This window comes from Cellulophaga omnivescoria (genome assembly GCF_001999725.1).
GTDB lineage: Bacteria > Bacteroidota > Bacteroidia > Flavobacteriales > Flavobacteriaceae > Cellulophaga > Cellulophaga omnivescoria.
In genome coordinates, this window is the sequence record NZ_MDDP01000012.1 from 1 (window position 1) to 24241 (window position 24241).

Annotated in this window: 18 protein-coding genes; 7 read left to right on the forward strand and 11 right to left on the reverse strand. The window is 31.8% G+C overall.

Translation table 11 applies throughout. The features are described 5' to 3' along the window. Positions 1 to 34: 34 nt before the first annotated feature. The 5 genes from BFJ87_RS07715 to BFJ87_RS07735 all read right to left on the reverse strand — a co-directional run bounded on the left by BFJ87_RS07715 (position 35) and on the right by BFJ87_RS07735 (position 7799). Entirely contained in the window at positions 35 to 748 is a 714-nt protein-coding gene (locus BFJ87_RS07715) for a YebC/PmpR family DNA-binding transcriptional regulator (RefSeq protein WP_013622143.1), read from the reverse strand. 159 nt (positions 749 to 907) lie between these two features. Then, positions 908 to 1357 (reverse strand): protein-disulfide reductase DsbD domain-containing protein, encoded by a 450-nt coding sequence (locus BFJ87_RS07720; protein ID WP_077402361.1) that lies wholly within the window; start codon positions 1355 to 1357, stop codon positions 908 to 910. 46 nt (positions 1358 to 1403) lie between these two features. Next, positions 1404 to 3386 carry a protein-disulfide reductase DsbD family protein gene (locus BFJ87_RS07725; RefSeq protein ID WP_420836112.1) on the reverse strand — a complete coding sequence of 661 codons (1983 nt, stop codon included), beginning with the start codon at positions 3384 to 3386 and terminating at the stop codon, positions 1404 to 1406. A 228-nt stretch (positions 3387 to 3614) separates the two neighbouring features. Continuing rightward, positions 3615 to 4991 carry a TlpA disulfide reductase family protein gene (locus BFJ87_RS07730; protein ID WP_077402364.1) on the reverse strand — a complete coding sequence of 459 codons (1377 nt, stop codon included), beginning with the start codon at positions 4989 to 4991 and terminating at the stop codon, positions 3615 to 3617. A 3-nt stretch (positions 4992 to 4994) separates the two neighbouring features. After that, positions 4995 to 7799, reverse strand: a complete 2805-nt coding sequence (locus BFJ87_RS07735; RefSeq protein ID WP_077402367.1) for a M16 family metallopeptidase — start codon at positions 7797 to 7799, stop codon at positions 4995 to 4997. A 373-nt stretch (positions 7800 to 8172) separates the two neighbouring features. Here BFJ87_RS07735 and BFJ87_RS07740 point away from each other — a divergent pair, with 373 nt between their 5' ends. The 3 genes from BFJ87_RS07740 (at position 8173) to BFJ87_RS07750 (ending at position 11423) form a co-directional block, all read left to right on the forward strand. Next, positions 8173 to 9891 carry a GMC family oxidoreductase gene (locus BFJ87_RS07740; protein ID WP_077402370.1) on the forward strand — a complete coding sequence of 573 codons (1719 nt, stop codon included), beginning with the start codon at positions 8173 to 8175 and terminating at the stop codon, positions 9889 to 9891. 3 nt (positions 9892 to 9894) lie between these two features. Then, a complete protein-coding gene (locus BFJ87_RS07745; RefSeq protein WP_077402373.1) occupies positions 9895 to 10602 on the forward strand; it encodes a gluconate 2-dehydrogenase subunit 3 family protein in 708 nt (235 codons plus the stop codon). Between the two features lie 92 nt (positions 10603 to 10694). After that, entirely contained in the window at positions 10695 to 11423 is a 729-nt protein-coding gene (locus tag BFJ87_RS07750) for a M15 family metallopeptidase (protein ID WP_077402376.1), read from the forward strand. Between the two features lie 2 nt (positions 11424 to 11425). On the opposite strand, the gene BFJ87_RS07755 is transcribed toward BFJ87_RS07750, so the two are convergent. Genes BFJ87_RS07755 through tsaD form a run of 5 tightly spaced genes read right to left on the reverse strand, consistent with a single transcriptional unit; the run spans position 11426 to position 16160 of the window. Next, the gene (locus BFJ87_RS07755) at positions 11426 to 12607 is read right to left on the reverse strand and encodes a THUMP-like domain-containing protein (RefSeq protein ID WP_077402379.1); all 1182 of its coding nucleotides are present in this window, start codon (positions 12605 to 12607) and stop codon (positions 11426 to 11428) included. Between the two features lie 8 nt (positions 12608 to 12615). Then, on the reverse strand, positions 12616 to 13704 hold the full coding sequence (locus BFJ87_RS07760; protein ID WP_077402382.1) for an AI-2E family transporter: 1089 nt from the start codon (positions 13702 to 13704) through the stop codon (positions 12616 to 12618). Between the two features lie 7 nt (positions 13705 to 13711). After that, the gene (locus tag BFJ87_RS07765; protein WP_077402385.1) at positions 13712 to 14362 is read right to left on the reverse strand and encodes a DUF4159 domain-containing protein; all 651 of its coding nucleotides are present in this window, start codon (positions 14360 to 14362) and stop codon (positions 13712 to 13714) included. 34 nt (positions 14363 to 14396) lie between these two features. After that, the gene (locus BFJ87_RS07770; RefSeq protein ID WP_077402388.1) at positions 14397 to 15104 is read right to left on the reverse strand and encodes a 16S rRNA (uracil(1498)-N(3))-methyltransferase; all 708 of its coding nucleotides are present in this window, start codon (positions 15102 to 15104) and stop codon (positions 14397 to 14399) included. A 27-nt stretch (positions 15105 to 15131) separates the two neighbouring features. Next, positions 15132 to 16160 (reverse strand): tRNA (adenosine(37)-N6)-threonylcarbamoyltransferase complex transferase subunit TsaD, encoded by a 1029-nt coding sequence (gene tsaD, locus BFJ87_RS07775; protein ID WP_077402391.1) that lies wholly within the window; start codon positions 16158 to 16160, stop codon positions 15132 to 15134. Positions 16161 to 16242: 82 nt separating this feature from the next. Here tsaD and BFJ87_RS07780 point away from each other — a divergent pair, with 82 nt between their 5' ends. The 4 genes from BFJ87_RS07780 to BFJ87_RS07795 all read left to right on the forward strand — a co-directional run bounded on the left by BFJ87_RS07780 (position 16243) and on the right by BFJ87_RS07795 (position 23779). Continuing rightward, positions 16243 to 20625: a translocation/assembly module TamB domain-containing protein gene (locus BFJ87_RS07780; RefSeq protein WP_077402394.1), complete on the forward strand. Its 4383-nt coding sequence runs from the start codon at positions 16243 to 16245 to the stop codon at positions 20623 to 20625. A gap of 206 nt (positions 20626 to 20831) precedes the next feature. Next, positions 20832 to 21818: a 6-phosphofructokinase gene (gene pfkA, locus BFJ87_RS07785; protein WP_077402398.1), complete on the forward strand. Its 987-nt coding sequence runs from the start codon at positions 20832 to 20834 to the stop codon at positions 21816 to 21818. A gap of 21 nt (positions 21819 to 21839) precedes the next feature. Then, entirely contained in the window at positions 21840 to 22841 is a 1002-nt protein-coding gene (gene gap, locus BFJ87_RS07790; RefSeq protein ID WP_077402401.1) for a type I glyceraldehyde-3-phosphate dehydrogenase, read from the forward strand. Positions 22842 to 22927: 86 nt separating this feature from the next. Then, positions 22928 to 23779, forward strand: a complete 852-nt coding sequence (locus BFJ87_RS07795; protein ID WP_077402404.1) for an N-acetylglucosamine kinase — start codon at positions 22928 to 22930, stop codon at positions 23777 to 23779. Positions 23780 to 23860: 81 nt separating this feature from the next. Here the strand turns inward: BFJ87_RS07795 and BFJ87_RS07800 are convergent, their stop codons facing one another. Further along, on the reverse strand, positions 23861 to 24241 hold the full coding sequence (locus BFJ87_RS07800) for a RidA family protein (protein ID WP_077402407.1): 381 nt from the start codon (positions 24239 to 24241) through the stop codon (positions 23861 to 23863).

Genomic DNA, 24241 nt, shown 5'->3' on the forward strand with positions numbered 1-24241 from the left:
TAAGGGCTTTATTTATATTTATTGTAATAAAAAACTATTCTTTCATAGAATGATAAACGTTTTGTACGTCATCATCTTCTTCTAATTTTTCTAATAATTTTTCTACCTCGGCAACGTGCTCTTCATTTTCTAGTTCCTTTGTAACTTGTGGTATACGTTCAAAACCAGATGATAAAATTTCAATACCTCTAGATTCTAATTCTTTTTGTAATGCACCAAAGCTTTCAAAAGGAGCATAAATTAAAATACCATCATCATCTACAAACACTTCTTCTGCTCCAAAATCTATTAATTCTAGTTCTAATTCTTCTGGGTCTATGCCTTCTGCAGGAATTCTAAAATTACAAGTATGGTCAAACATAAACTCTACAGAACCAGATGTTCCTAAGCTACCATTACATTTATTAAAGTAGCTACGTACATTGGCTACTGTTCTGGTGTTATTGTCCGTAGCAGTTTCTACTAAAATTGCAATACCGTGAGGTGCATAACCTTCAAAAAGCACCTCTTTAAAGTCTCCTAAACTTTTGTCCGAAGCTCTTTTAATAGCGCGCTCCACGTTATCTTTAGGCATATTTACGGACTTTGCGTTTTGAATAACAGCTCTTAAACGCGCATTAGAGTCAGGATCTGGACCTCCTTCTTTAACAGCCATTACTATGTCTTTACCTATACGAGTAAATGCTTTAGACATTGCAGACCAACGCTTCATTTTACGTGCCTTTCTAAACTCAAACGCTCTTCCCATAAATTAAAATGCTATAAAAATTAGTATAAAGGCAAATTTAATAAAAATTAAGTCCATACCAAATGATGGTTAGTGTTTTACCTAACTAATTTAATTTTTATGCATAAAAAAAGAGCTACTATTAGGTAACTCTCTTTTAGGCTAATTTGTGTGTTCTTTTTATTGTATTGTAAAATCCAAATCTACGTAAGTAGGAGGCAAGCATCTAGAGTCGTCACAAACCATAAACTCTACTTCAGCTACAACAGAAGTTTTACCTGGTTTAGTTAATTTTATACGTTGTGTAAAACTAGCTTTTTTTTCAAAATAGGTAATTTTCATATTAAATACAGGGTCGTCTACTGTATGTCCCTTACCTTCTTTAGTTTTACCAATTGTTGTATAGTTATCTCCTGTTTCAAAAATGAAAGCAGTAGCTATTGGTCCGCCTTCAGGTACTACTTGTGAGTATAAGTGCCAGCCATCATCTATAGTGGCTGTAGCAACTAAATCATACTCTGTAGCAGATATTTTTTTTACTGATGTTTTCCAAGTAACTGGTTCTAATATTTGTCCGTATGAGCTAATACTTATTGCTAATACAACAATTGCTAAAAAATATTTTTTCATTGTAAATTTTTTAAGTTGTTAGTTAGTATACAAATTGCATACCATATTATTTATTTTTAAAGTTAGATACACCTTCTTTTAACCAATTGTGATACTCGGTTACATCTGGTGTGTAAGCAACGGGTTCGTTTAAGTTTTCTTCATCATGGCCAATAAGCACATAGTATGGCTGTGCATTAGTGCCATAACGTATTTGTTGTAACTCACTCCATTGTTGCCCTGTATAGCGGAGCTTTTTACCTGGACGTAATTTAGAGTCAGGAGCTTCTCCTTCAAACTTAATTTTTTCATCAACATATAAAGAAATTAAAACAACATCATTCTTTAACACATTTAAAACATTGTCTTTTACCCAAACGTTTTGTTCCATTTTTCTACAGTTAACACAAGCGTGACCTGTAAAATCTATCATAACAGGTTTGTTTACTTTTTTAGCGTAAGCTAACCCTTTTTCATAGTCGTTAAAAGCAAGTATGTTATGTGGTGCCATTAAATGTGCACCTTCTGGTACTTCTTGAGTATGAGTAGCTGTACCACCACCAGTTTGCATATTACCAACACCATAAGGAGACTCACTATAATGCTGTGGCGGAGGAAAAGCACTAATTAAGTTTAATGGAGCTCCCCATAAACCAGGAATCATATATACTGTTAATGCTAATGTTACTAGACCTAAACTTAATCTGCCTACAGAAATATGTTTTAACGGCGAATCATGAGGTAGTTGTAATTTACCAAATAAGTATAGTGTTAATGCTCCAAAAACAGCAATCCATATTGCTATAAATACTTCGCGTTCTAGTAAGTGCATTTGTAAAACCATATCTGCGTTAGATAAGAATTTAAATGCTAAAGCAAGTTCTAAGAATCCTAAAACAACTTTTACAGAGTTTAACCATCCGCCAGATTTAGGTAAAGAATTTAACCAACCTGGGAATGCTGCAAATAAAGCAAATGGAAGAGCAATTGCTAAAGAGAAACCAAACATACCTACAATTGGGCCTATTTGGCTACCGCCAGAAGCAGCTTGCACTAATAAGGTGCCAACAATTGGTCCTGTACAAGAGAAAGATACTATAGCTAAAGCTAATGCCATAAAAAATATACCAACCAAACCACCACGGTCTGCTTGTTTGTCTACTTTATTAGCCCAAGAATTTGGTAGCATAATTTCAAAAGCACCTAAGAAGGATGCAGCAAAAATTAATAATAGTACAAAAAAGATTAAGTTAAACCATACATTGGTAGATAATGCGTTTAGAGCATCTGCACCAAACACAGCACTGACTATAATACCTAATAATAGGTATATTACAATAATAGATATACCATATATTATTGCATTTCGTACACCTTTAGCTTTAGTTTTACTTTGTTTTGTAAAGAAACTAACCGTCATAGGTATCATAGGAAACACACAAGGCGTTAGTAAGGCAGCAAAACCAGATAAAAATGCAATAAAGAAGATAGAGAATAACCCTTTTTCAGAACCTTCTTTTTCTTTAGATTCTTTGCTAGTATTAGCTTCGTTTTTTTTAGCTTCTGTTGTTGCAGGGGCTTTTTCTGCTTTTATATTAAATACGATGTCTTTGTAAGTAGGAGGTAAGCATTGCGAGTCATTACAAACCATATAGTTTACTTCTCCTTTAACTACAGATAACTCTTTGTTTACAAGTTTTATACGTTGTTTAAATGTTGCGGAGTTTTCAAAATATTTAACCATCATATTATCAAAAGCAGGTTCTGGAGCAGAATGTCCTTCTTCTTCAGATGGTGAGTCTACTAATGTATAGTCCTCACTTTCAACAAAAGTAAATTCAGTAGCAACTGGTCCGCCTTCTTCTAAATGCTGAGAATATAAATGCCATGAAGCATCTATAGTTGCTTTCATGACTAAATCGTATTCTGTATCAGAAATTTTTTCTACAGATGTAGACCAACTTACTGGGTCTAAGATCTGTGCTTTTACTGTACTGCTAAAAGCAGTAGTAAAAATAACTAGTAGGAAATAAAAAGTACGTTTATTCAAAATATAATATTTATGGATATATAATATAAGACGTAAAAATAACAAAGAACCCTTACTTTAATGTTGTTAAAATTGGTTAATATTTTAAAGTTAAGTTTACGCTTTCTTAATATATGAGTAGATTATAAGTGGTTTGGGTGATAAAAAAATAAAAATATTGAATAAAAAAAATCATCTTGATAAATTACCAAGATGATTTTTATATTTTAAATTGTATAGTTTACTGTATTATAACAGGCTATTTAAAACTTCTTTTAACTTAGGGTCAGATGGTCTAGGAGCATTTGCATTTACAATATTACCTTCTGTATCTAATAATATAAATTTAGGAATACCTTGTATAACATAGTCTTGTATAAAATCAGATTCAAAATTATTATCAGCAATTAATTGTATGCCGCCTAATTCTTTATCAATAACCATTTGTTTCCATTTATTATAGGCATCTGGTCTATCTACAGAGATGCTAACAAACTCTATGTTTTTGTTATGATATGCTTCTTCTGTTTCTTTTAAAGCAGGTATTTCTGCCAAACAAGGTCCGCACCAAGTAGCCCAAACATCTATATACACATATTTACCTTTTAAATCTTCTAAAGAAGTTTTACCACCAGCGTGATTTTCATAACCAACAAACTTAGGAGAAGGATTGCCTTTTTCTACTGCTTTTAATTTAGTATAATAATCTTTAACTGTCTTGTTTATCTCTTCATCTGTAGATGCAGAGATAAAGGTGTTATAGTACTCGTCTAACTTATCTGTAATAGTAATACCAAAAATAGCATCTTTTAATAAGCCATTTCTAATAGCATCAGATTCTATTGGAGCAACAGTTTTAAGCATAGCTAAGTCAAAAGAAATACTGTCTTTTTCTGCCTTTTTAGTTGCAATTTTACTGTAGTGGGCAGTTACCAAAGATTTATAAGCACTAGAGTTGCTAAAATCTTTGTCATTAGTAATGTCTATAGCGTCTAGCTCTGCTAAAAAGTTGTCAGAAACTTTAAACTCTGGTTTTTTAGCATAGTGTTGGTGGTATCTTTCATAGTTAGATAAATTTACTAGGTAACTGTAATTATTATCGTTCTTTTGAGTTGTTTTAAATGCTTCTGTTAAACCTTCTGTATTATCTACTAAAGAGTTTAATGCCTTTTTTTGAGAAGTCATTTCTTCCTTAAAAGCTGCCTCATCTAAAGTATATGGATTGGTGTCACTTTTAAAAGTAGCTTCTTTTTCTTTTTTTGCTTTAAAAAAGCTGTTTTCTGTAGAACCATTGCCAGTTATAACAATACTTTTGTTAAAATCTGTAGCATCTGCATTAAGTGCAATATTAAAACCTTCCTCTAAGTAAATATCGGTTCTGTTTTTATCATTAATAACTGCATAATGCCCTTTTGGATTTGCAATAGTATCTGTAAAAGTACCATCTGCAGCAATAGTAACTGTATCTATAGCTTTTCTATTGCTAAAACTAGCAATAATTAGCTCTTTACTGCTTGCATTTTTAATTTTTCCTGTAACTACAGCATAGTCTACAGGAGTAGATTCTGTTTTACAAGAGGCTAAGCTAATTACAGCTAAACCAAACGCATAAATTGATTTTTTCATAAGTTATTGTTGTTTAGGTTTGAACGCAATTTCGTAAGTTTTTGCGCCTTTTAATAATGTTTTTGTAAATTTTTGAATGTCTTTAGTAGTAATAGCGCTTATAATGTTTTCAAAATTCTTAGGATTGTTCATATTATATCCTTCTAAAACATAATTTTGAAGCAAGCTCATATCATAACTATTGTAGTCTTTAGACTCTTTACGTTCTTTAATAAAGTTGGTTAAAGTTTTGTCTAAATCTGTCTGATTTATTTTTCCGTTAGCTATTTTTTTAATTTCTACGTGAACAATTTTTAATAAATCGTCTACTTTATCTGGGTTACAATCAAAACCAACAGAAATACTTCCTTCAGATATTGGTCTTTTAGAAAAGCTTGCACCAGCTCTTGGAGAGTAAGCGCCACCTTCTGCTTCTCTAACAGTTTCTGTAACCCTTAATTGTAAAATATCTCCTAAAGCACTTGCTAAAATAGCATTCTTTAAGCTGTATTTCATCTCGTTTTTGTAGCCAACTCTAACAGATCCTTTTTCATCTTCCATTTTTAAGAAGATATCTTTGTCTATAGCATTGCTTGTCCAAACTATAGGGTCTACTTTGTAATTTTCTTTACTAGTATTGGCTGAAATACTTGCAATATATTTTGCTAGCAATGGTTTTAATGCATCTTTTTTAACATCACCAACAACAAAAAATGTAAAATCAGCAGCATTCTTAAACCTGTCTAGGTAAACAGCTTTCATTTTATTAAAAGTAACATCTTCCATATATGCTTTATCCATAAGACGAACTTTAGGATTGTTGTTACCGTACAACGTAACAGTAACACTGTCTTGCATTTTAGAATTTATGTCTTTGCTTTTACGAGCCAAATAGTTGGTAATGTTACCTTGTAATACCTTATAAGCATCTTCATCAAACCTTGGTTTTTCAAAACGTAAATAAACCATTTGTAGCATAGTTTCTACATCTTTAGTTGTAGATGAGCCACTAATACTTTCTGTTAAATCTGATAAGTTAATACTTGTGTTTGCAGTTTTACCAGCCAATACTTTTGGTAACTCTGTGGCAGAAAAATCTCCCAAGCCAGACATTTGTACTATGTTACCCATAATATTAGCAGAAGGTAAATCTTCTGTAGCTAATAAAGAAGTACCACCATAGCTTGTAGCTACTAGTTTAACATCGTTTTTATTTTTGTCTGCAAATTTGTAATACACTTTAACACCATTACTTAGTGTAAAAATTGTAGCTCCTGTTTCTTTGTTTTCTTCTTCAGATACAACACTGCCTACTGTAATATTTACATCAGATATTAATGTTTTGCCACTAAATTTATCTGTATAAGCAGTTAACTCACTGTTATTTTCAGATGCATTGATAATAACAAGTCCTTCTTCTTTTGTAAGGTTGTTTTTTCCTTTAACACCAGTAACACTTAATGTTCTGTTTTCTTTAGAGTAAAGAGCTTTAAGGGTATTATTAAAATCTTCTTTAGTGACAGATGAAAATATTGCTTGTACAATTTTATATTCTTCTGCAATAGGAGTAATAGTTTGTTTAGATAAGTAATTGGCTTGTATAGACTTTATTAATTGGCCGTGAGGTGTATCTTCTTCCTTACTAATAGCATTTTCATAATAGTTTGCGTATTGTTTTTTTATACGATCTATTTCACCATCTGTAAATCCAAATTTTAAAGCTCTGTTAACCTCATTCATTACTGTTTTAAAAGCTTCTTGTTGTTTACCTGGCTTTGGGGTAATATCAATAGATAAATCATTATTAAGTTTTGCTTTTTCTGTAAACCTAACTCTTGCGGCTAAAAAAGGAGCATCTGGTTGTTGTTGTATCTCACCAAGTCTAGTAGACACCATAGATGTTGCTATATTTCTTAAAAGAGATGTTTTAAGGTCCCCAATAGTTTGCTCTTTAATTTTTTTAGAGTGATTAATGCTAAAACTAATATTTGCTGTAGATACTTCTTCATCCATAGCAATGTTATAAAGCATTTCTTTATTTCCAGGTATTTCTACATAAAAGCGTTCTTTAGGGTTTTTAACAGCTGGTATTTTAGAAAATTTATCTTTTATTTTTTGTTCAATTTCATCTACGTTAATATCACCAACAATTGCAATAGCTTGTAAATCTGTACGGTACCAATCATGGTAAAAATCTCTTAAGGCTTTGTACTCAAAATTCTCTACAATATTCATTAAGCCAATAGGCAACCTTTTGCTGTATTTAGAGTTGTTAAACACAACAGGTAAAGATTGTTGCAAAATTCTCATTCTACCATTTTGGCGTGTTCTCCATTCTTCTTTAATAACACCACGTTCTGCATCAATCTCCTCATCTGTAAGTAATAGGTAGTTAGACCAATCATGTAATACCAATAAACAAGTATCTATTAGCCCATCTTTAGTAGGTATATTGTCCATATTATATACAGTCTCATCAAAACTTGTGTATGCATTAATATCTCTGCCAAAAACAGCTCCGTGTTTTTGTAATGTGTTTAAAATACCTTTTTCTTCAAAGTTTTTTGTACCGTTAAAGGCCATATGTTCTAAAAAGTGAGCTAAACCTTGTTGGTTATCGTTTTCTAGTATAGAGCCCACATTTTGTATAATGTAGTAACTGGCTACGCCTTTGGTAACATCTGTACTGTAAATGTAATAAGTCATACCATTTGGTAAAACACCTTTCTTAAATTTGGTGTTCACAGGTAACGGCTGGTTTAAATCTAGTTGCTGGGCATAAACACCTAAGCATAGAAATAAACAGAGTAATGTTGTAATTTTTTTCATTTTAAAATTTTGTTAGTTTTTTGTGAGTTTTAGTAATAGACGTAGGTAAAATGCATAACCCTTATTGCTATACTGTTAAATAAATGGTAAAATGTTTATCTGTTTACTGCAGTATGCCTGTAATTTTAAAGATATTTTTACTGCTGTAATAGTGTTTTTACGAGCTTAAATTACAAGTAGATAGTTCTTATTTTTTAACTATAAAATCATTCTTAATTAATTGTATTAACATATTTTTTAATTTTTTTATGATTAAAAATTCTAAATTAGTGACTTCTGTTATTTAAAAAATACCAAACAAAAAAACAATATAAGAGTATAAACAGAAGCTCTAAATGTTGTAAACAACCAAATTAACTTAAACTAAAATAATATGCAGATAATAGAATCTTCAACTATGTACGATGTTATCATAGTTGGTTCTGGTGCTGGTGGAGGTATGGCAACTAAAGTTTTGTCTGAAGCCGGACTAAAAGTTGCTGTAGTAGAAGCAGGTCCTTTTTTTGATCCCAAAGACCCAAAACAACAAACCCAATTTAAATGGCCTTATGAGTCTCCGCGTAGAGGAGCTAATACCGTTAGAGATTTTGGAGAGTTTGATATGGCTTTGGGTGGATGGAACATAGAAGGAGAGCCGTATACGCAAAAAAATGGATCTAAATTTGCTTGGTTTAGATCTAGAATGCTTGGTGGTAGAACCAACCACTGGGGACGTATTTCTTTACGTTTTAGTGAAAGAGATTTTAAACATAAAGATGTAGATGGTTTAGGAGAAAATTGGCCAATTGGTTATGATGATGTTAAGCCATATTATGATAAAGTAGATAAACTAATTGGTGTTTTTGGATCTAAAGAAGGTTTGGTAAATGAGCCAGACGGGTTTTTCTTGCCAGCACCAAAACCTAGATTACATGAATTGTATTACATGGATGGAGCAAAAAAATCTGGTGTTCCTGTAATACCTGCTCGTATGTCTATGGTTACTAAAAAAGTGAATAAAGACCGTGGTGTATGTGTCTATTGCGGGCAGTGTGCTAGATCATGCCAATACTATGCAGATTTTTCATCTGGGAGTTGCTTAATTTTTCCGGCACAGAATAATGGCGGACAAATAGATTTGTTTGTAAACTCTATGGTTAGAGAAGTAACTACTAATGACGAAGGTAAAGCTACAGGTGTTTTATATATAAATAAAGAAGACCGTAAAGAGTACAGACTTAAAGGTAAGGTTGTTGTTATGGCAGCTTCTGCTTGTAGCTCTGCGCGTATCCTTTTAAATTCTAAAAGTAAACAACACCCAGCAGGTTTAGGTAATAGTAGCGGTTTAATTGGTAAGTACCTACATGATTCTACGGGTTCTAGTAGAGGTGGTTTTATACCGGCATTAATGGACCGTAAAATGTATAACGAAGACGGTGTAGGTGGTATGCATGTATATTCTCCTTGGTGGTTAGACAATAAAAAATTAGATTTCCCTAGAGGTTACCATATAGAGGTTTGGGGAGGTATGGGTATGCCAAACTACGGTTTTGGTTTTAACCCTAATGGTTTTAATGAATACTTTGGAGAAAAAGTTGGGGGCTATGGCAACAGCTTGCGTGCAGATGTAAAAAAGTATTACGGTGCTACCTTAGGTTTTGGTGGTAGAGGAGAGTCTATTGCCCAAGAAACTAATTACTGTGAAATAGACCCAACCACTGTAGATGAATATGGTATACCAGTATTACGTTTTAATTATGAGTGGACAGATTATGAGCGTAAACAAGCAAAGCATATGCAAGAAACGTTTGAAGAAATAATTCATAATATGGGTGGTAAAGTGTTAGGAGATACACCAACTGCAGAGCAAGATTATGGACTTAACAAACCTGGTGAAATTATTCATGAGGTTGGTACAACACGTATGGGAGATAATCCAAAAACGTCTGTAGTAAATAAGTATGAACAAATGCATGATGTAGACAACGTTTTTATTGTAGATGCTGGTCCGTTTGTTTCTCAGGCAGATAAAAATCCAACCTGGACAATTTTAGCATTGGCTTGGAGAACGTCAGATTATATTGTAGAACAGTTTAAACAGCAAAATATCTAAGTTATGGATAGAAGAAAAAGTATAAAATCTATTATTCTTGGCGGTGTAGCCGGTGGTTTAGCTTTAAACGGTTGTAAACCAGGTGTAGATAGTGATACAACTAGTACAGAAGAAGCAGTTGTAGATGAAAAGTATTTTGGACGTACACCAGAAGAAAAAGAGCAAATAGCAAAATTAAATGCAGAACAATTTTTTAATGAACACCAAATGGAAACCTTAGGTGTATTATGTGCTTTAATTTTACCAGCAAATGAAAAATATGGTAGCGCCACAGATATTGGTGTTCCAGATTTTATAGAGTTTATGGCTAAAGATATACCTGCATACCAAACACAGCTTAAGGGAGGTTTAATGTGGTTAGACCATACAAGTAATAAAGATTATGGAGTAGAGTTTAAAAAAGCTACACCAGAGCAGCAAAAAGTTATTTTAGATGCTATTGCTTATCCAGATAAAGAAGAGCCAACTTATGAGCAAAACTTTTTTTCATTAATGCGTAATTTAACTGTTACAGGTTATTATACATCTAAAGAAGGTATAGAAGATCTAGGTTATAAGGGAAATACACCAAATGTTTGGGATGGTGTGCCACAAGATGTACTGGATAAGCACGGAAAATCTTACCCAAAAGAATGGATGCCTAAGTTTGTAGAACAAAGCAAGAGAAATGTAATGGCAGAGTGGGATGATGATATGAATTTAATTACATAAATCATTCACTTTTAAATTAAGAATGTTAAATTGCCTTTAGAGTTATAATCTAAAGGCAATTTTGCTATAGATGTTTTTGAAAAAAAATAACAATGAAAATTAAACACATACTTGCAGCTTCTCTAATTTGTTTTGTTTTTGCATGCAAAAAAAATAAAACCAAAATGGCAACTAATGTATTAGAAAAAGATACAGTCGCTATTAAAAAAGATACTGTTGTAGTACCACCAGTTAAGCAAGAGATTAAATACAAAACTTTATCTGGTTTGGCAGATACCACTTTTGTACGTTTGGCAGATTATAGTGGAGATTTTGCTTATGATTTACGTTACGCAACAACAAATAATTTTTTAAAAGCTAAGGTGTATGATTGTCCTGAGTGTTATACTCGCGTTAAAACAGCTAAGGCACTTTTAGCAGCTAATTCAGATTTTATAAAGCTTGGATACCGTATTAAGTTTTTTGATTGTTACAGACCAAATTCTGTGCAATATAAAATGTGGAAGATTGTACCAAACCCGCAATATGTAGCAAACCCTAAAAAAGGGTCTATACATAACAAAGGTGGTGCTGTAGATATTACCCTAGAGACATTAGATGGTGTAGAAGTAGATATGGGAACAGATTTTGATTTTTTTGGTAAAAAAGCATATCATGATAATACCAATTTACCTAAAGAAATTTTAGCAAACAGAAAGTTGCTAAAAGAAACTATGGAAAAGCACGGATTTTGGTCTATACGTACAGAGTGGTGGCATTACAATTTGTCTGCAATGTCTAATGCAAAAGTAGCAAATTTTAAGTGGGACTGTGGTGAGTAATATTATTGTATTTTACTACAGAGCAATACAATTTTAGAGTTATTGCAGTCTGTTGTAAAAAATAGGTAAGTGTTGCCACCATCTTTAATTTTAAACTTTTTACGAATATTAGCTACACTTTCAGGAAAATTACGTGTTGTAATATTTGCTTTTGTTAGTTGTAAACGCTGAATTTCCTTTTTGTTAAAAGCTATTTGCTTTTCAACCTTAAAACATCTGCCTGCAAAATTTAGTAAGGTGTTAGAAGTGTATAAATGTGTATGTTCATGTAATTTATGTAATTTGTAATGTGCAGCAACAGCTTTAAAAGCTCCTGCTTTTAAAATAGCCGAATTTGGCTCGTAAATGTACTGTTGAGGTTTACTATAGTTTAATACAATTTCTTTTTCATCTGTATAGTTAAAAGAAAAAAGTGCATCTTCAGTTTTAGTTAGGTTTATTGTTTTAATGTGTATATCTCCTGCATATTCTTTTTCTAAAATCCAGAGCAATTCTTTTACATCATTATTAAGGGCTACAACATGTATTTCTTTTACATTTTTTAATGACTTTATACCAACTGAAAAATCTAAAAGCGGAGATGTTTTTATTAGTATATTATTAGCTTTGCTAAAAATTAAATCTAAATGTTGTGGTACATTTGGTAAGCAATCTTCTAAAAAAAATACTTTTCCTTTGGCTTCATTTCTTCTAGATGGGTCTATATAAATCCAGTCGTAAAATATATCTGAACTTTTTAAGTGTTCAATGCCATTATCTGTAAAGGTGTTAATGTTGTTTACACCTAGTGTATTAAAGTTGTGTGTAGCTATTTTAGATACGTTTTCAGAAATTTCGCAATGGTAAACTGTTGTAATTTTTTTGGCAAAAAAGAAACAGTCTACACCTAGTCCTCCTGTAAGGTCTATTAAAGTGTTTCCGTGAACTATACTGGCTTTGTATTTAGCAGTTTTTTCTGATGAGGTTTGTTCTATGTTTAGCTTGTTTGGATAGTAAATACCAGGCGTTTTAAACCACGTAGGTAATTTATCTTTGCATTTATTTTTAGCTTCAATTTGTGCTGCTAATTCTTTATTAGTAACATTAGCAATAGTGTTTTTTTTTAGTAAAACAGACATAATATCTGTATCTAAATTATGAGCAATAAAATCCTGAGCTTGGGTATGTAAAATAGCAGTGTTCAAACTTAAGATTATAAATTTTTAGTCATAGATTTTACAATTTTATTGTCTGCAAAAAACTCTTTTAAAATTACTTTAATAGCAGTGTATCCAGGAACAGCAATAATCATACCCGTAATACCAAAAAGTAATCCGCCAATAATTATAACTAAAAATATTTCTAATGGATGAGATTTTACACTGTTTGAAAAGATAAAAGGTTGTGAAAAAAAGTTATCTACCAGTTGGCCTACAATAAAACCTATCATTACATAACCTGTTTTTGGTAAAATAACGTCACTAAAACTTTCTCCTAAATTGCTGGACATTGTTAGTGTAACCATTAAAGCACCACCAATTATTGGCCCTACATAAGGTATTAAGTTTAATAAAGCGCATAAAAAAGCAATTACAATAGCATTTTCTATACCTACAATTAGCAAAACAATGGTATAAATAACAAACAATATTAGTATCTGAAAAACAAGTCCAACAAAATATCTTGATAGTAGACTGCTAATAGTGTCCATAGATTTTTTAAATCGTCCTTCTTTGTTTTGTGGCGTTAGCATTAAAAGTCCGTCACTAAATAATTTACGGTCTTTTAAAAAGAAAAAAGTAATAAATAACACAGAGAACAGCCCTATACTTAAGCTACCAAGTACACCTACAAGAGAGTTTAAAAAGTCTGGAATAAAGGCAAAGTCTACATTGGTTAAAAAGTTAGAGGATTTTACGTTTTCTTCTAATTCTGTTGTGCTTACTCCAAAATAATTTACCACTTCAGTATATAGGTTTTCTATATTTCCTTGTAGCTGGTTAATGTCTAGTAAAGCTAAGTTGTGACCTTGTTGTATTATAAGAGGTATAAAAAGTGCTATTATACCACCAACTATGCCTATTAAAAAAAGCATTGTAATAATTACGGCTAATGTGTTATTAAACTTTAATTTATCTCGCAAAAATAAAACAATAGGCCTACCAATTAAAGAGGCAACAGCAGCAATAGAAATATAGACTAAAACAGAACTAATTTTATATAAAAAAAAGCATAATAGTACAATACCTACTATAATGCCAAGTGCACGTAATATGCCATCTGCTATTGTTTTTGCTTTCATTTACTGTTTAGTTGTTAAAAACATATTTTATAATATTTGCACCCATTTGCAAGGCTTTAAGTCTAACATCAGGGCTATCATTATGTACTTCTGGGTCTTCCCAACCGTCACCTAAATCGCTTTCTAATGTAAGTAGCAATATAAGTCTATTATTGTGAGTTATGCCAAAGGCCTGTGGTCTTTTTCCGTTGTGCTCGTGTATTTTAGGTAAACCGTCTTTAAATTTAAATTTCTGATTAAAAATTGGGTGGTTAACTCCTAATTCTTCAAGTTTTTTATTTGGGAATAATTTAGCTAATTCTTTTCTTATATACGGTTCCATACCGTAATTATCATCAATATGTAAAAAACCACCAGATAGTAAGTAGGTTTTTAAGTTTTCTGCTTCTTCATTAGAAAAAACAACGTTTCCGTGTCCTGTCATATGTAAAAAAGGATATTGAAAAATACCTATGTTGCTAACTTCTACAGTTGCTGGTTTTGGTTTTATTTTTGTGTCTATTTCCTTATTGCAAAACTGTATTAAGTTAGGTAACGCAGTTGGGTTTGCATACCAATCTCCGCCGCCATTATATTTTAAAATTGCTATTTCCTGAGCCTGTACATTATTTGTTACAGTACTTAATAAAAGAAAGTATAAAAGAGCAATTTTTTTCATACAAGTAAATGGTGATTTAAAAATGTTTAAAATACTATCCGTTATTAATCATAGCAACTGTAGCACAGGCTACTATAGCAGCGGTTTCTGTACGTAACCTATTTTTACCTAAAGATACAGGAATAAACCCATTTTCATAAGCTTGTTTAATTTCGTTAGAAGAAAAATCGCCTTCAGGACCAATTAAAATAGTTACGTCTTTGTCTGCAGCTACCCTTCTTTTAAGCTCTACTTTTTCTTCTTCTTCGCAATGTGCTATAAACAATAAATCTTTATGTTCTTTTTGTACAAACTTAGTGTAAGGTATAGGAGTGTTTAATTTAGGTAAGTATGTTTGTAAGGACTGTTTCATAGCAGATTGCAATACTTTTTCCATACGCTCTAGTTTTAGTACTTTACGTTCAGAATGGTCGCAAATTATAGGTGTAATTTCGTCTACACCAATTTCTGTAGCTTTTTCTAAAAACCACTCAAACCTATCGTTCATTTTTGTTGGTGCAACAGCTACGTGCAACCAGTGCATAGGTCTGTGTTTTTTTTCTTTAGATGTAATTTGCGCTTTACATTTTTTTACATCAGCAACCATAATTTTAGCTGTAAATAAATAGCCATTACCATTGGTTATGTACAATTCATCTCCTTCTACCTTACGTAACACCTTTACAATATGCTTGCTTTCTTCTGGAGGAAAAACAAATTGAGAAATACTGTTGTCTAAAGTGCTGTTATAAAATAATTGCATAAAATATATTAATTTGGTTACTGTTTGTTATTCGTTAATTACGTAACGTGCTTTTGCGGTAATTTCTTGTGTTGTAAATAATTCTTCTTTGTATTTTAAATAACCAACTATACCAATCATAGCAGCATTATCTGTACAAAATTGAAAAGGCGGAATAAATGTTTTCCAACCGTGTTTTTGTTCTGCTTCTTGCAATATTTTTCTAATGCCAGAATTTGCAGATACGCCACCACCTATAGCAATTTGTTTTACACCTGTTTGTGCAACCGCTTTTTTAAGCTTGCTTAGCAATACATTTATTATGGTGTATTGTATAGATGCACAAATGTCGTTTAAATTTTCAGTTATAAAATTGGGGTTTTTTTGTGTTTCTCTTTGTATAAAATAAAGTACACTTGTTTTAAATCCACTAAAACTAAAGTCTAAACCACCAACTTTAGATTTAGGAAACGGAAATGCTTTTGGGTTACCCAATTGTGCATACTTATCTATTAAAGGTCCGCCAGGGTATGGTAAACCTAAAATTTTTGCACTTTTATCAAAGGCTTCACCAACAGCATCATCTAAGGTTTGACCCAAGATTTCCATATCAAAATAGCTTTTAACCAGTACAATTTGTGTGTGTCCGCCACTTATAGTCATTCCAATAAAAGGAAACTTTGGTTTTTTACCTGTTTCATTATCAATAAAATGGGCTAGTATATGGGCTTGCATATGGTTAACCTCTATTAAAGGTATGTTTAACCCTAAAGATAAAGATTTGGCAAAAGAAGTACCAACTAGCAAAGATCCCATTAAACCGGGTCCTCTTGTAAAAGCTATTGCAGATAAATCTTTTTTGTTGATATTTGCCTTGGCTAGTGCTTGGTGCACCACAGGTACAATGTTTTGTTGGTGTGCTCTAGAGGCTAACTCGGGAACAACACCACCGTATTCTTCATGAATCTTTTGTGTAGCAACAACATTACTAAGCATTTTACTATTTTGTAAAACGGCTGCAGATGTGTCATCACATGAAGATTCTATTGCAAGTATATAGATATTGTTTTTTTCCACGTATTTTTGGAATAAATATTGAAGTAACAAAGGTAAAACATAAAGAGCTATCAAAAAACTATTTAAAATACTACTAAGAATATTGCTAGTTTTATTACTGCTTTGTTTGTTAGCGACTTTTGTTTTTTCATTGTCATCTGTACAAACACGCCTGGCTAATTACGCTACAAATACTATAAATAAAGACTTTGGAACAAATTTAAAGATAGATAAGCTAAAAGTTAACTTTATTACTTGGAACACATCTGCAAAGGGTATTTATGCAGAAGATGAAAAAAATGACACTCTTTTTTATGTAGGAGACCTTACAACATCTATCTTAGATATTAAAAATTTAGTTAAAGGACAGTTAGAGTTTGGAGATATAAATGTAGACAACCTTCATTTAAAATTAAAAACATACAAAGGAGAAAGCAGTTCTAATTTAGAGGTATTTATAGATAAGTTAGATGATAAAAAACCTAGAGCAGAAGGAGCAAAGCCTTTTAAAATGGTTTCAGGTAATGTAAATATTGGTAATAGTAGGTTTCAGTTAATTGATGAAAACTTAGAAAAACCACAACAATTAGATTTTAAAAATTTAAATATTGGCGCAACAGATTTTTTAATTTTAGGGCCAGACGTATCTACACAAATAAACACATTAACTTTTACTAGCAGAAGAGGGCCAAAGGTAGAAAACTTAACCACAGCATTTAAATACTCTAGAACACAAATGAGGTTTGATGCGTTGCAGATAAAAACAAAAGAATCTGATTTAAAAGGTAATTTAGTCTTTAATTATGACCGTAAAGACTTTGCAGATTTTATAAATAAAGTACAAATAGATGCCAATTTTGCAGACTCTGAGGTAGCATTAGATGATATTAATATACTATACAATGAGTTTGGTAGTGGTAAAAAGGTTAGCTTGTCTGCCAATGTTAGCGGTGTTTTAAATGACCTTACAACAAAAAGATTAATGCTTTTTTCTGAAAACACTGGTGTTAGAGGAGATTTTAACTTTAAAAACTTATTTACCTTAAGCAAACCGTATGTTATAAACGCAGATATGAAAAGTGTAACCACAAGTTATTATGAGTTACGCTCTTTATTACCAAATATATTAGGCAATGTTTTGCCTTCGTCCTTTTCTAAATTTGGACAGTTCACGGTTAGAGGAACAACGGCTATTACAGAGACTTTGGTTAATGCTAAAGTAAATGTTAACACAGCTATTGGTAGTAGTTATGCAGATGTAGAGTTAACTAATATTAACAATATAGATAATTCTAATTACCACGGATTTATATCGCTTATAGATTTTGATTTGGGTAAGTTTTTAGAAAATAAATCATTAGGTAAGGCAACTGTAGATATCAATGTAGATGGTAATGGGTTTGTAGCAGAAACTATGAACACAGAAATAACTGGTGAAGTTTATAGCATTAAGTTTAATAACTACGTCTACAAAAATATAAAAGTGGTATCTGGTACGTTAAAAGAGCAGTTTTTTGACGGTGCTTTGCTTAGTAATGATCCTAACTTAAAGCTAAATTTTAAAGGTTTAGCAGATTTTTCATCAGATAACAATACGTTTGATTTTATAGCCTCTGTAGATTATGCAAACTTTAAGGCGTTAAACTTTATAAATGATAGTGTATCTGTATTTAAGGGCAATATTAATATGGATATTACCGGTAATACATTAGATAATATTGTTGGTGCTATAAAATTTAGAGAAACCAGTTATCAAAATAAAAATGATACCTATTACTTTGAGGATTTTGAGGTTACTTCTAATTTTGAGACAGATTCTCTACGTAAAATAACTATTAACTCTCCAGATATTATTACTGGTTATTTAGAAGGTAATTTTAAGGTAAACGAGTTAGATAAGTTAATACAAAATTCTATTGGGAGCATATATACTAATTATAGACCTTTTAAAATTTCATCAGGACAAAAAGTAGATTTTAAGTTTAATATTTACAATAAAATAGTAGATGTATTTTTTCCAAAAGTAAAGTTTGGGTCTAACACATTTATTAGGGGTAAAGTTGTAGCAGATGAAGGCGATTTTAAACTCACCTTTAAATCTCCACAGATAGAGGCTTATGGCAATAAGCTTGATAGTATTAACGTAAAAATAGATAATAAAAATCCGCTTTTTAATACGTTTATTTCTGTAAATGATGCCACAACCAGTTTTTATGATGTTAATAATTTTAAACTTATTAATACGAAGTTAAATGATACGCTGTTTTTTAGAACAGAATTTGCTGGTGGGCGTGGTTATGATGATACATATTATTTAAACTTTTACCACACCTTTAATAAAAATAACAGGTCTGTTATAGGGCTTAAGCGTTCTTCTATAGTACTTAAAGGTAACGAGTGGATTGTAAATAAAAATAGAGATAAAAAAAATAAAGTTGTAGTAAATAGAACTTTAGATAGTATAGATATTAGAGAAATTGTTTTTAATAATGAAGCTAATGAACAAATACGTTTAAGTGGTAAAGTTATAGACTCTACTTACAAAGATTTGTTGTTGGAGTTTAGTGATGTGTCATTACATAAAATTACACCGGCATTAGAAAACTTAGAACTTAAAGGAGAGGTAAATGGGTCCTTAAATATTTACCAAGAAGAAGGTAAATATTTGCCTTCTAGTAATTTAACAATGACAGACTTTACAGTTAACGACATTAGATTAGGTAACTTGGGTGTAGAAATTGTAGGTAATGATGACTTAACCTCTTTTGATGTAGAAACACATTTGCGCAATAAAGGAGAAGATAGGTTAGTTGTTGCAGGTAAAATTACTAACGAAAACAGTAATCCTACGGCAGATTTAGATGTAGAGTTTAATGATTTTTTAATGGAGCCTTTTTCTAATTTAGGAGAAGGTATACTTTCCAATATAAGAGGCGTTATTAACGGAAAAGCTAAAATAACAGAGCGTTTAAGTAACCCGGATATTACAGGTAAATTACTGCTAAATAAGGCAGGTTTAGGAATAGATTATTTAAATGTAGATTATGGATTTGCAAACAACTCTGTAGTTAATTTATACAAACAAACTTTTGATTTTGAAAACATACAGCTAACTGATGTAGCTAAAAATACTACAGCAATATTAGATGGTACAATTAGTCACAAAGATTTTTCTGCTTGGGATTTAGACCTAAATGTAAATACAAATAACAACCGTTTTTTAATTTTAAACACAGATTTTTCTGAGGAGAGTTTGTATTACGGTACAGGCTATTTAAATGGTACAGGAAGAATTTACGGTTCTACCAAGGCCTTAAATATAGATGTTATTGGAGCTACAGCTAAAGGTACATCATTAAAAATACCACTTAGTGATGTTGCAACAGTAGGCGATTATAGTTTTATAAATTTTGTTACCAAGCAAACCGAAGAAGACAAAAGAAGAGAGTTGCAGAATTATGAAGGTTTAGAATTGATGTTTGACTTGGATGTTACACCAGAAGCCGAAGTAGAAATAGTAATAGATCCAAGCACAAAAAGTTCTTTAAAAGGTACTGGTGGTGGTACCATACTAATGGAAATTAATACCAATGATAAGTTTAATATGTATGGCGAATTTGCTGTTGCTACTGGTGAATATAATTACAAATATGGAGGTATTATAAACCGTAAATTTACTGTGGAGCCAGGTGGTACAATTATTTGGGATGGCTCGCCATTAAACGCAGAGGTTAATATGCGTGCTATTTACTCTTTAGACGCTAATCCTGCTCCTTTATTAGATAATTCTGACTATACAAATCGTATACCTGTAGATGTTGTGGTAAGTTTACAAGGGGAGTTAGAAAAACCAGAAGTAGACTTTAATATAGAGTTTCCAAGTACCAGTTCTATTGTAAAATCTGAATTAGAATATAGATTGTTAGATCATAATTTTGAACAAAACAATGCATTTTACTTACTAATGCAAGGTACGTTTGTAAATGAAGAAAGTGGTTTAAATGCAACTGCATTAAGCGGTAATTTAACGCAAACAGCATCTGGATTACTAAATTCTGTTTTTAAAAGCAACGGAGAAAATCTAGACCTAGGTATTGTTTATGAGCAAGGAAACCTAAATCCAAACGCTATACAAACAGAAAATAGAGTAGGTGTTACGGTATCTACAAAACTTGGAGAAAAAATACTATTTAATGGTAAGTTTGGTGTTCCAGTAGGTGGTGTAGGAGAATCTGTAGTTGCTGGTGATATGGAAGTGCAAATTATATTAAATGACAAAGGTACATTAAGTGCTAAAGTATTTAATAGAGAAAACGAAATTCAACAATTTTTAGCAGAGCGTCAAGGGTATACCCAAGGTGTAGGTTTAAGTTACCAGGTAGATTTTGATACGTTTAAGGAATTAATGACTAAAATTTTTCCTAATAAAGCACGTAAAGAAGAGGAGCCAAAAGTAGAAGAAAACTCAAAAAAACCTCAAAACTAAAATTACAGATACTTAAATTCTACCTAGGGAAATATTTTTTTTCTTCATTTTTATCCTTTTTTTCGGTTTAAAATCACACATTTTTAAGAGCTTTTGATAAAACTTATTAACGAAAACGTTTGAAGTTTTACCTGTGTCAAAATTTAGGGTTATTAGCACTAATTTATTAAAATAAGTTTCCTAGCTTTACTACAATAAATTAATAAATGGCATCAAAAATTAAAAAAATAGCAGTATTTACTTCCGGTGGAGATTCTCCTGGAATGAACGCGGCAATTAGATCTGTAGTACGTACTTGTGCTTATTTAAAAGTAGAATGTGTAGGTATTTATAGAGGGTATGAAGGTATGGTTGAAGGAGACTTTAAACCAATGGATGCCCGTAGTGTAAATAATATTATTAATAAAGGAGGTACTATATTAAAGTCTGCACGTTCAGATTCTTTTAGAACAGCAGAAGGTCGTAAGCAAGCTTATGACAATCTTGTGGCTAACAATATAGATGCTTTTGTTGTAATTGGTGGTGATGGTAGCTTTACCGGAGCAATGATATTTAATAAAGAATACAACTTTCCTGTAATTGGTATTCCTGGTACTATAGATAACGATATTTTTGGTACAACCTATACTTTAGGTTTTGATACGGCTTTAAACACAGTTGTAGACGCTATAGATAAAATTAGAGATACGGCTAGTTCTCATAACAGGCTTTTCTTTGTAGAGGTTATGGGTAGAGACGTTGGCCATATTGCACTAAATGCAGGTGTTGGAGCAGGAGCAGAAGAAATATTAATTCCAGAAGAAAATCTTGGTTTAGAGCGTTTGTTAGAGTCTTTAAAACGAAGTAAAAAATCTGGTAAATCTTCTAGTATTGTTATAGTAGCAGAAGGAGATAAAACTGGCAAAAATGTTTTTGAACTTAAAGAATACGTAGAAGAAAATTTACCAATATACGATGTGCGTGTATCTGTACTAGGTCATATGCAACGTGGAGGAACACCTTCTTGTTTTGACCGTGTATTGGCAAGTAGAATGGGTGTTAGGGCTGTAGAAGCATTGTTAGAAGGAAAAAGCAACTTAATGGTTGGTATACAAGATAACAAACTAATACTTACGCCAATAGACCAAGCAATTAAAGGGCACACAAAAATAGATAAAGAACTCATTAGAGTTTCAGACATAATGTCAACATAATTAATAACAAAAAGCAAGAAAATGTCAAATTTAAAAATAGGAATCAACGGATTTGGAAGAATAGGTAGGTTGGTTTTCAGAACAACAATAAAAAGAGGTGACGTAGATGTTGTTGCAATTAATGATTTATTAGATGTAGAACATTTAGCATACCTTTTAAAGTATGATTCTGTTCACGGAAAGTTTGATGGTACTGTTGAAGTAAATGATGGTAATTTAGTAGTAAACGGAAAAGTTGTGCGTATTACTGCAGAACGCGATCCTAAAGATATTAAATGGGATGCAGCTGGAGCAGAAATTGTAGCTGAGTGTACTGGTATTTTTACAACTTTAGAAAAAGCACAATTGCATATTGATGGTGGTGCTAAAAAAGTGGTTATTTCTGCACCTTCTGCAGATGCACCAATGTTTGTAATGGGTGTAAACCATAAAGAAGCAAAAGCATCAGATTTAATTGTATCTAATGCATCTTGTACAACAAACTGTTTAGCTCCTGTGGCCAAAGTTTTAAATGATAATTTTGGTATAGAAGAGGCTTTAATGACTACTATACATGCAAGTACTTCTACTCAATTTGTTGTAGACTCTCCGTCTAGAAAAAATTACAGATTAGGTAGATCTGCAATGGCAAATATAATTCCTTCATCTACAGGTGCAGCAAAAGCAGTTGGTAAGGTTATTCCAGAATTAAATGGAAAATTAACTGGTATGGCTTTTAGAGTTCCTACTCCAGATGTTTCTGTAGTAGATTTAACTGTAAGAGTTAAAAAAGAGACTTCTTACGAAGAAATAAAAAAAGTATTTAAAGCTGCCTCTGAAGGAGAATTAGCAGGTGTTTTAGGATATACTGAAGAAGATGTGGTTTCTCAAGATTTTGTAGGAGAAGCACAAACTAGTGTTTTTGATGCTGGTGCAGGAATAGAATTGAGCCCAACTTTCTTTAAAATTATTTCTTGGTATGATAACGAAGCTGGTTATTCTAATAAATTAGTAGATTTAGCTCAGCACGTAGCTAGCTTATAAATCCATTTTATAATTGTGATATAGTATCCTGAGAATTGGTAGGTAGTAACTTATTTTCAGGATACATTAATTTTAAGTAATAACGTATGATTTTAATTGTAGATAGCGGTGCTACAAAGTCTGATTGGATAGCCTTAGATGATAAAGGTGACCAGTTATTTGTGACGCAAACATTAGGTTTAAGTCCAGAAGTTTTAACCAGAGAAGTTATAGAAGACAGACTGGCAAATAATTTTGAATTATCTAAAAACAAACAAAAAGTAACTAAACTATTTTTTTATGGTGCTGGCTGCGGTACGGAGCGTATGCGTTTGTTTTTAAAAGATATTTTTAAATCCTTTTTCCCTAATGCAGAGGCACAAGTAAAAGAAGATACTTATGCAGCAATACACGCTACTACTAAGTTAGGAGATCCAGGTATTGTTTGTATTTTAGGTACGGGCTCTAACTGTAGTTATTATGATGGGGAAAAAGTACATCAAAAAGTAACCTCTTTAGGGTATATTTTAATGGATGATGGTAGTGGTAATTTCTTTGGGAGAAAGTTGCTTAGGGACTACTATTTTCATAAAATCCCTAAAGATTTGGCAGATAAATTTGCTGCTGAATATGATTTGGAAGCAGACCTTATCAAAGAAAATTTATACAAACAACCAAATCCTAACACCTACTTGGCAACTTTTGCAAAGTTTATAATAGAAAACAAAGAACACCCTTATTGTAAAGGAGTTATTAATAAAGGCCTACAGCAGTTTATTAATAATAATGTTATGCAGTTTGATTTGGCTACCAAAGTACCTGTAAATTTTGTAGGTAGTATATCTTATTTTTTAAGAGATGAGTTGGCTAAAGTTATAGAAAGAAACGACCTTATTTTAGGAGTTATTAGAAGACGACCAATTGAAGGGTTGGTAGATTTTCATAAAAGTAACTTGTAATAAAGAGTGTAAAAGCAACACATAAGTAAAAAGCGCAATCTGTAATGGATTGCGCTTTTTTTATATGGTTTAATAGTATTGTTACTTTACTGCAATCATAGAAATTTCTACGTTTACAAACTTAGGTAAATTAGCCACTTCTACAGTTTCTCTTGCGGGTGCAGTGTCTGTATTAAAGTAAGATCCGTATACCTCATTAATTTCTGAAAATTGATGCATATCATTAACAAATATGCAAGACTTTACAACGTTCTCAAAGGTCATTCCAGCTTCTGTAAGTATGGCTTTTAAGTTTTCCATACTTTGTTTAGTTTCTGCTTTAATGTCACCTTCTATTAAATTTCCTGTTTTTGGGTCAATAGGTATTTGGCCAGATATGTATAATGTATTCCCTGTTAAAACTGCTTGGTTGTATGGTCCTATCGGGGCAGGTGCATTAGTTGTTGTAATAATTTTTTTCAT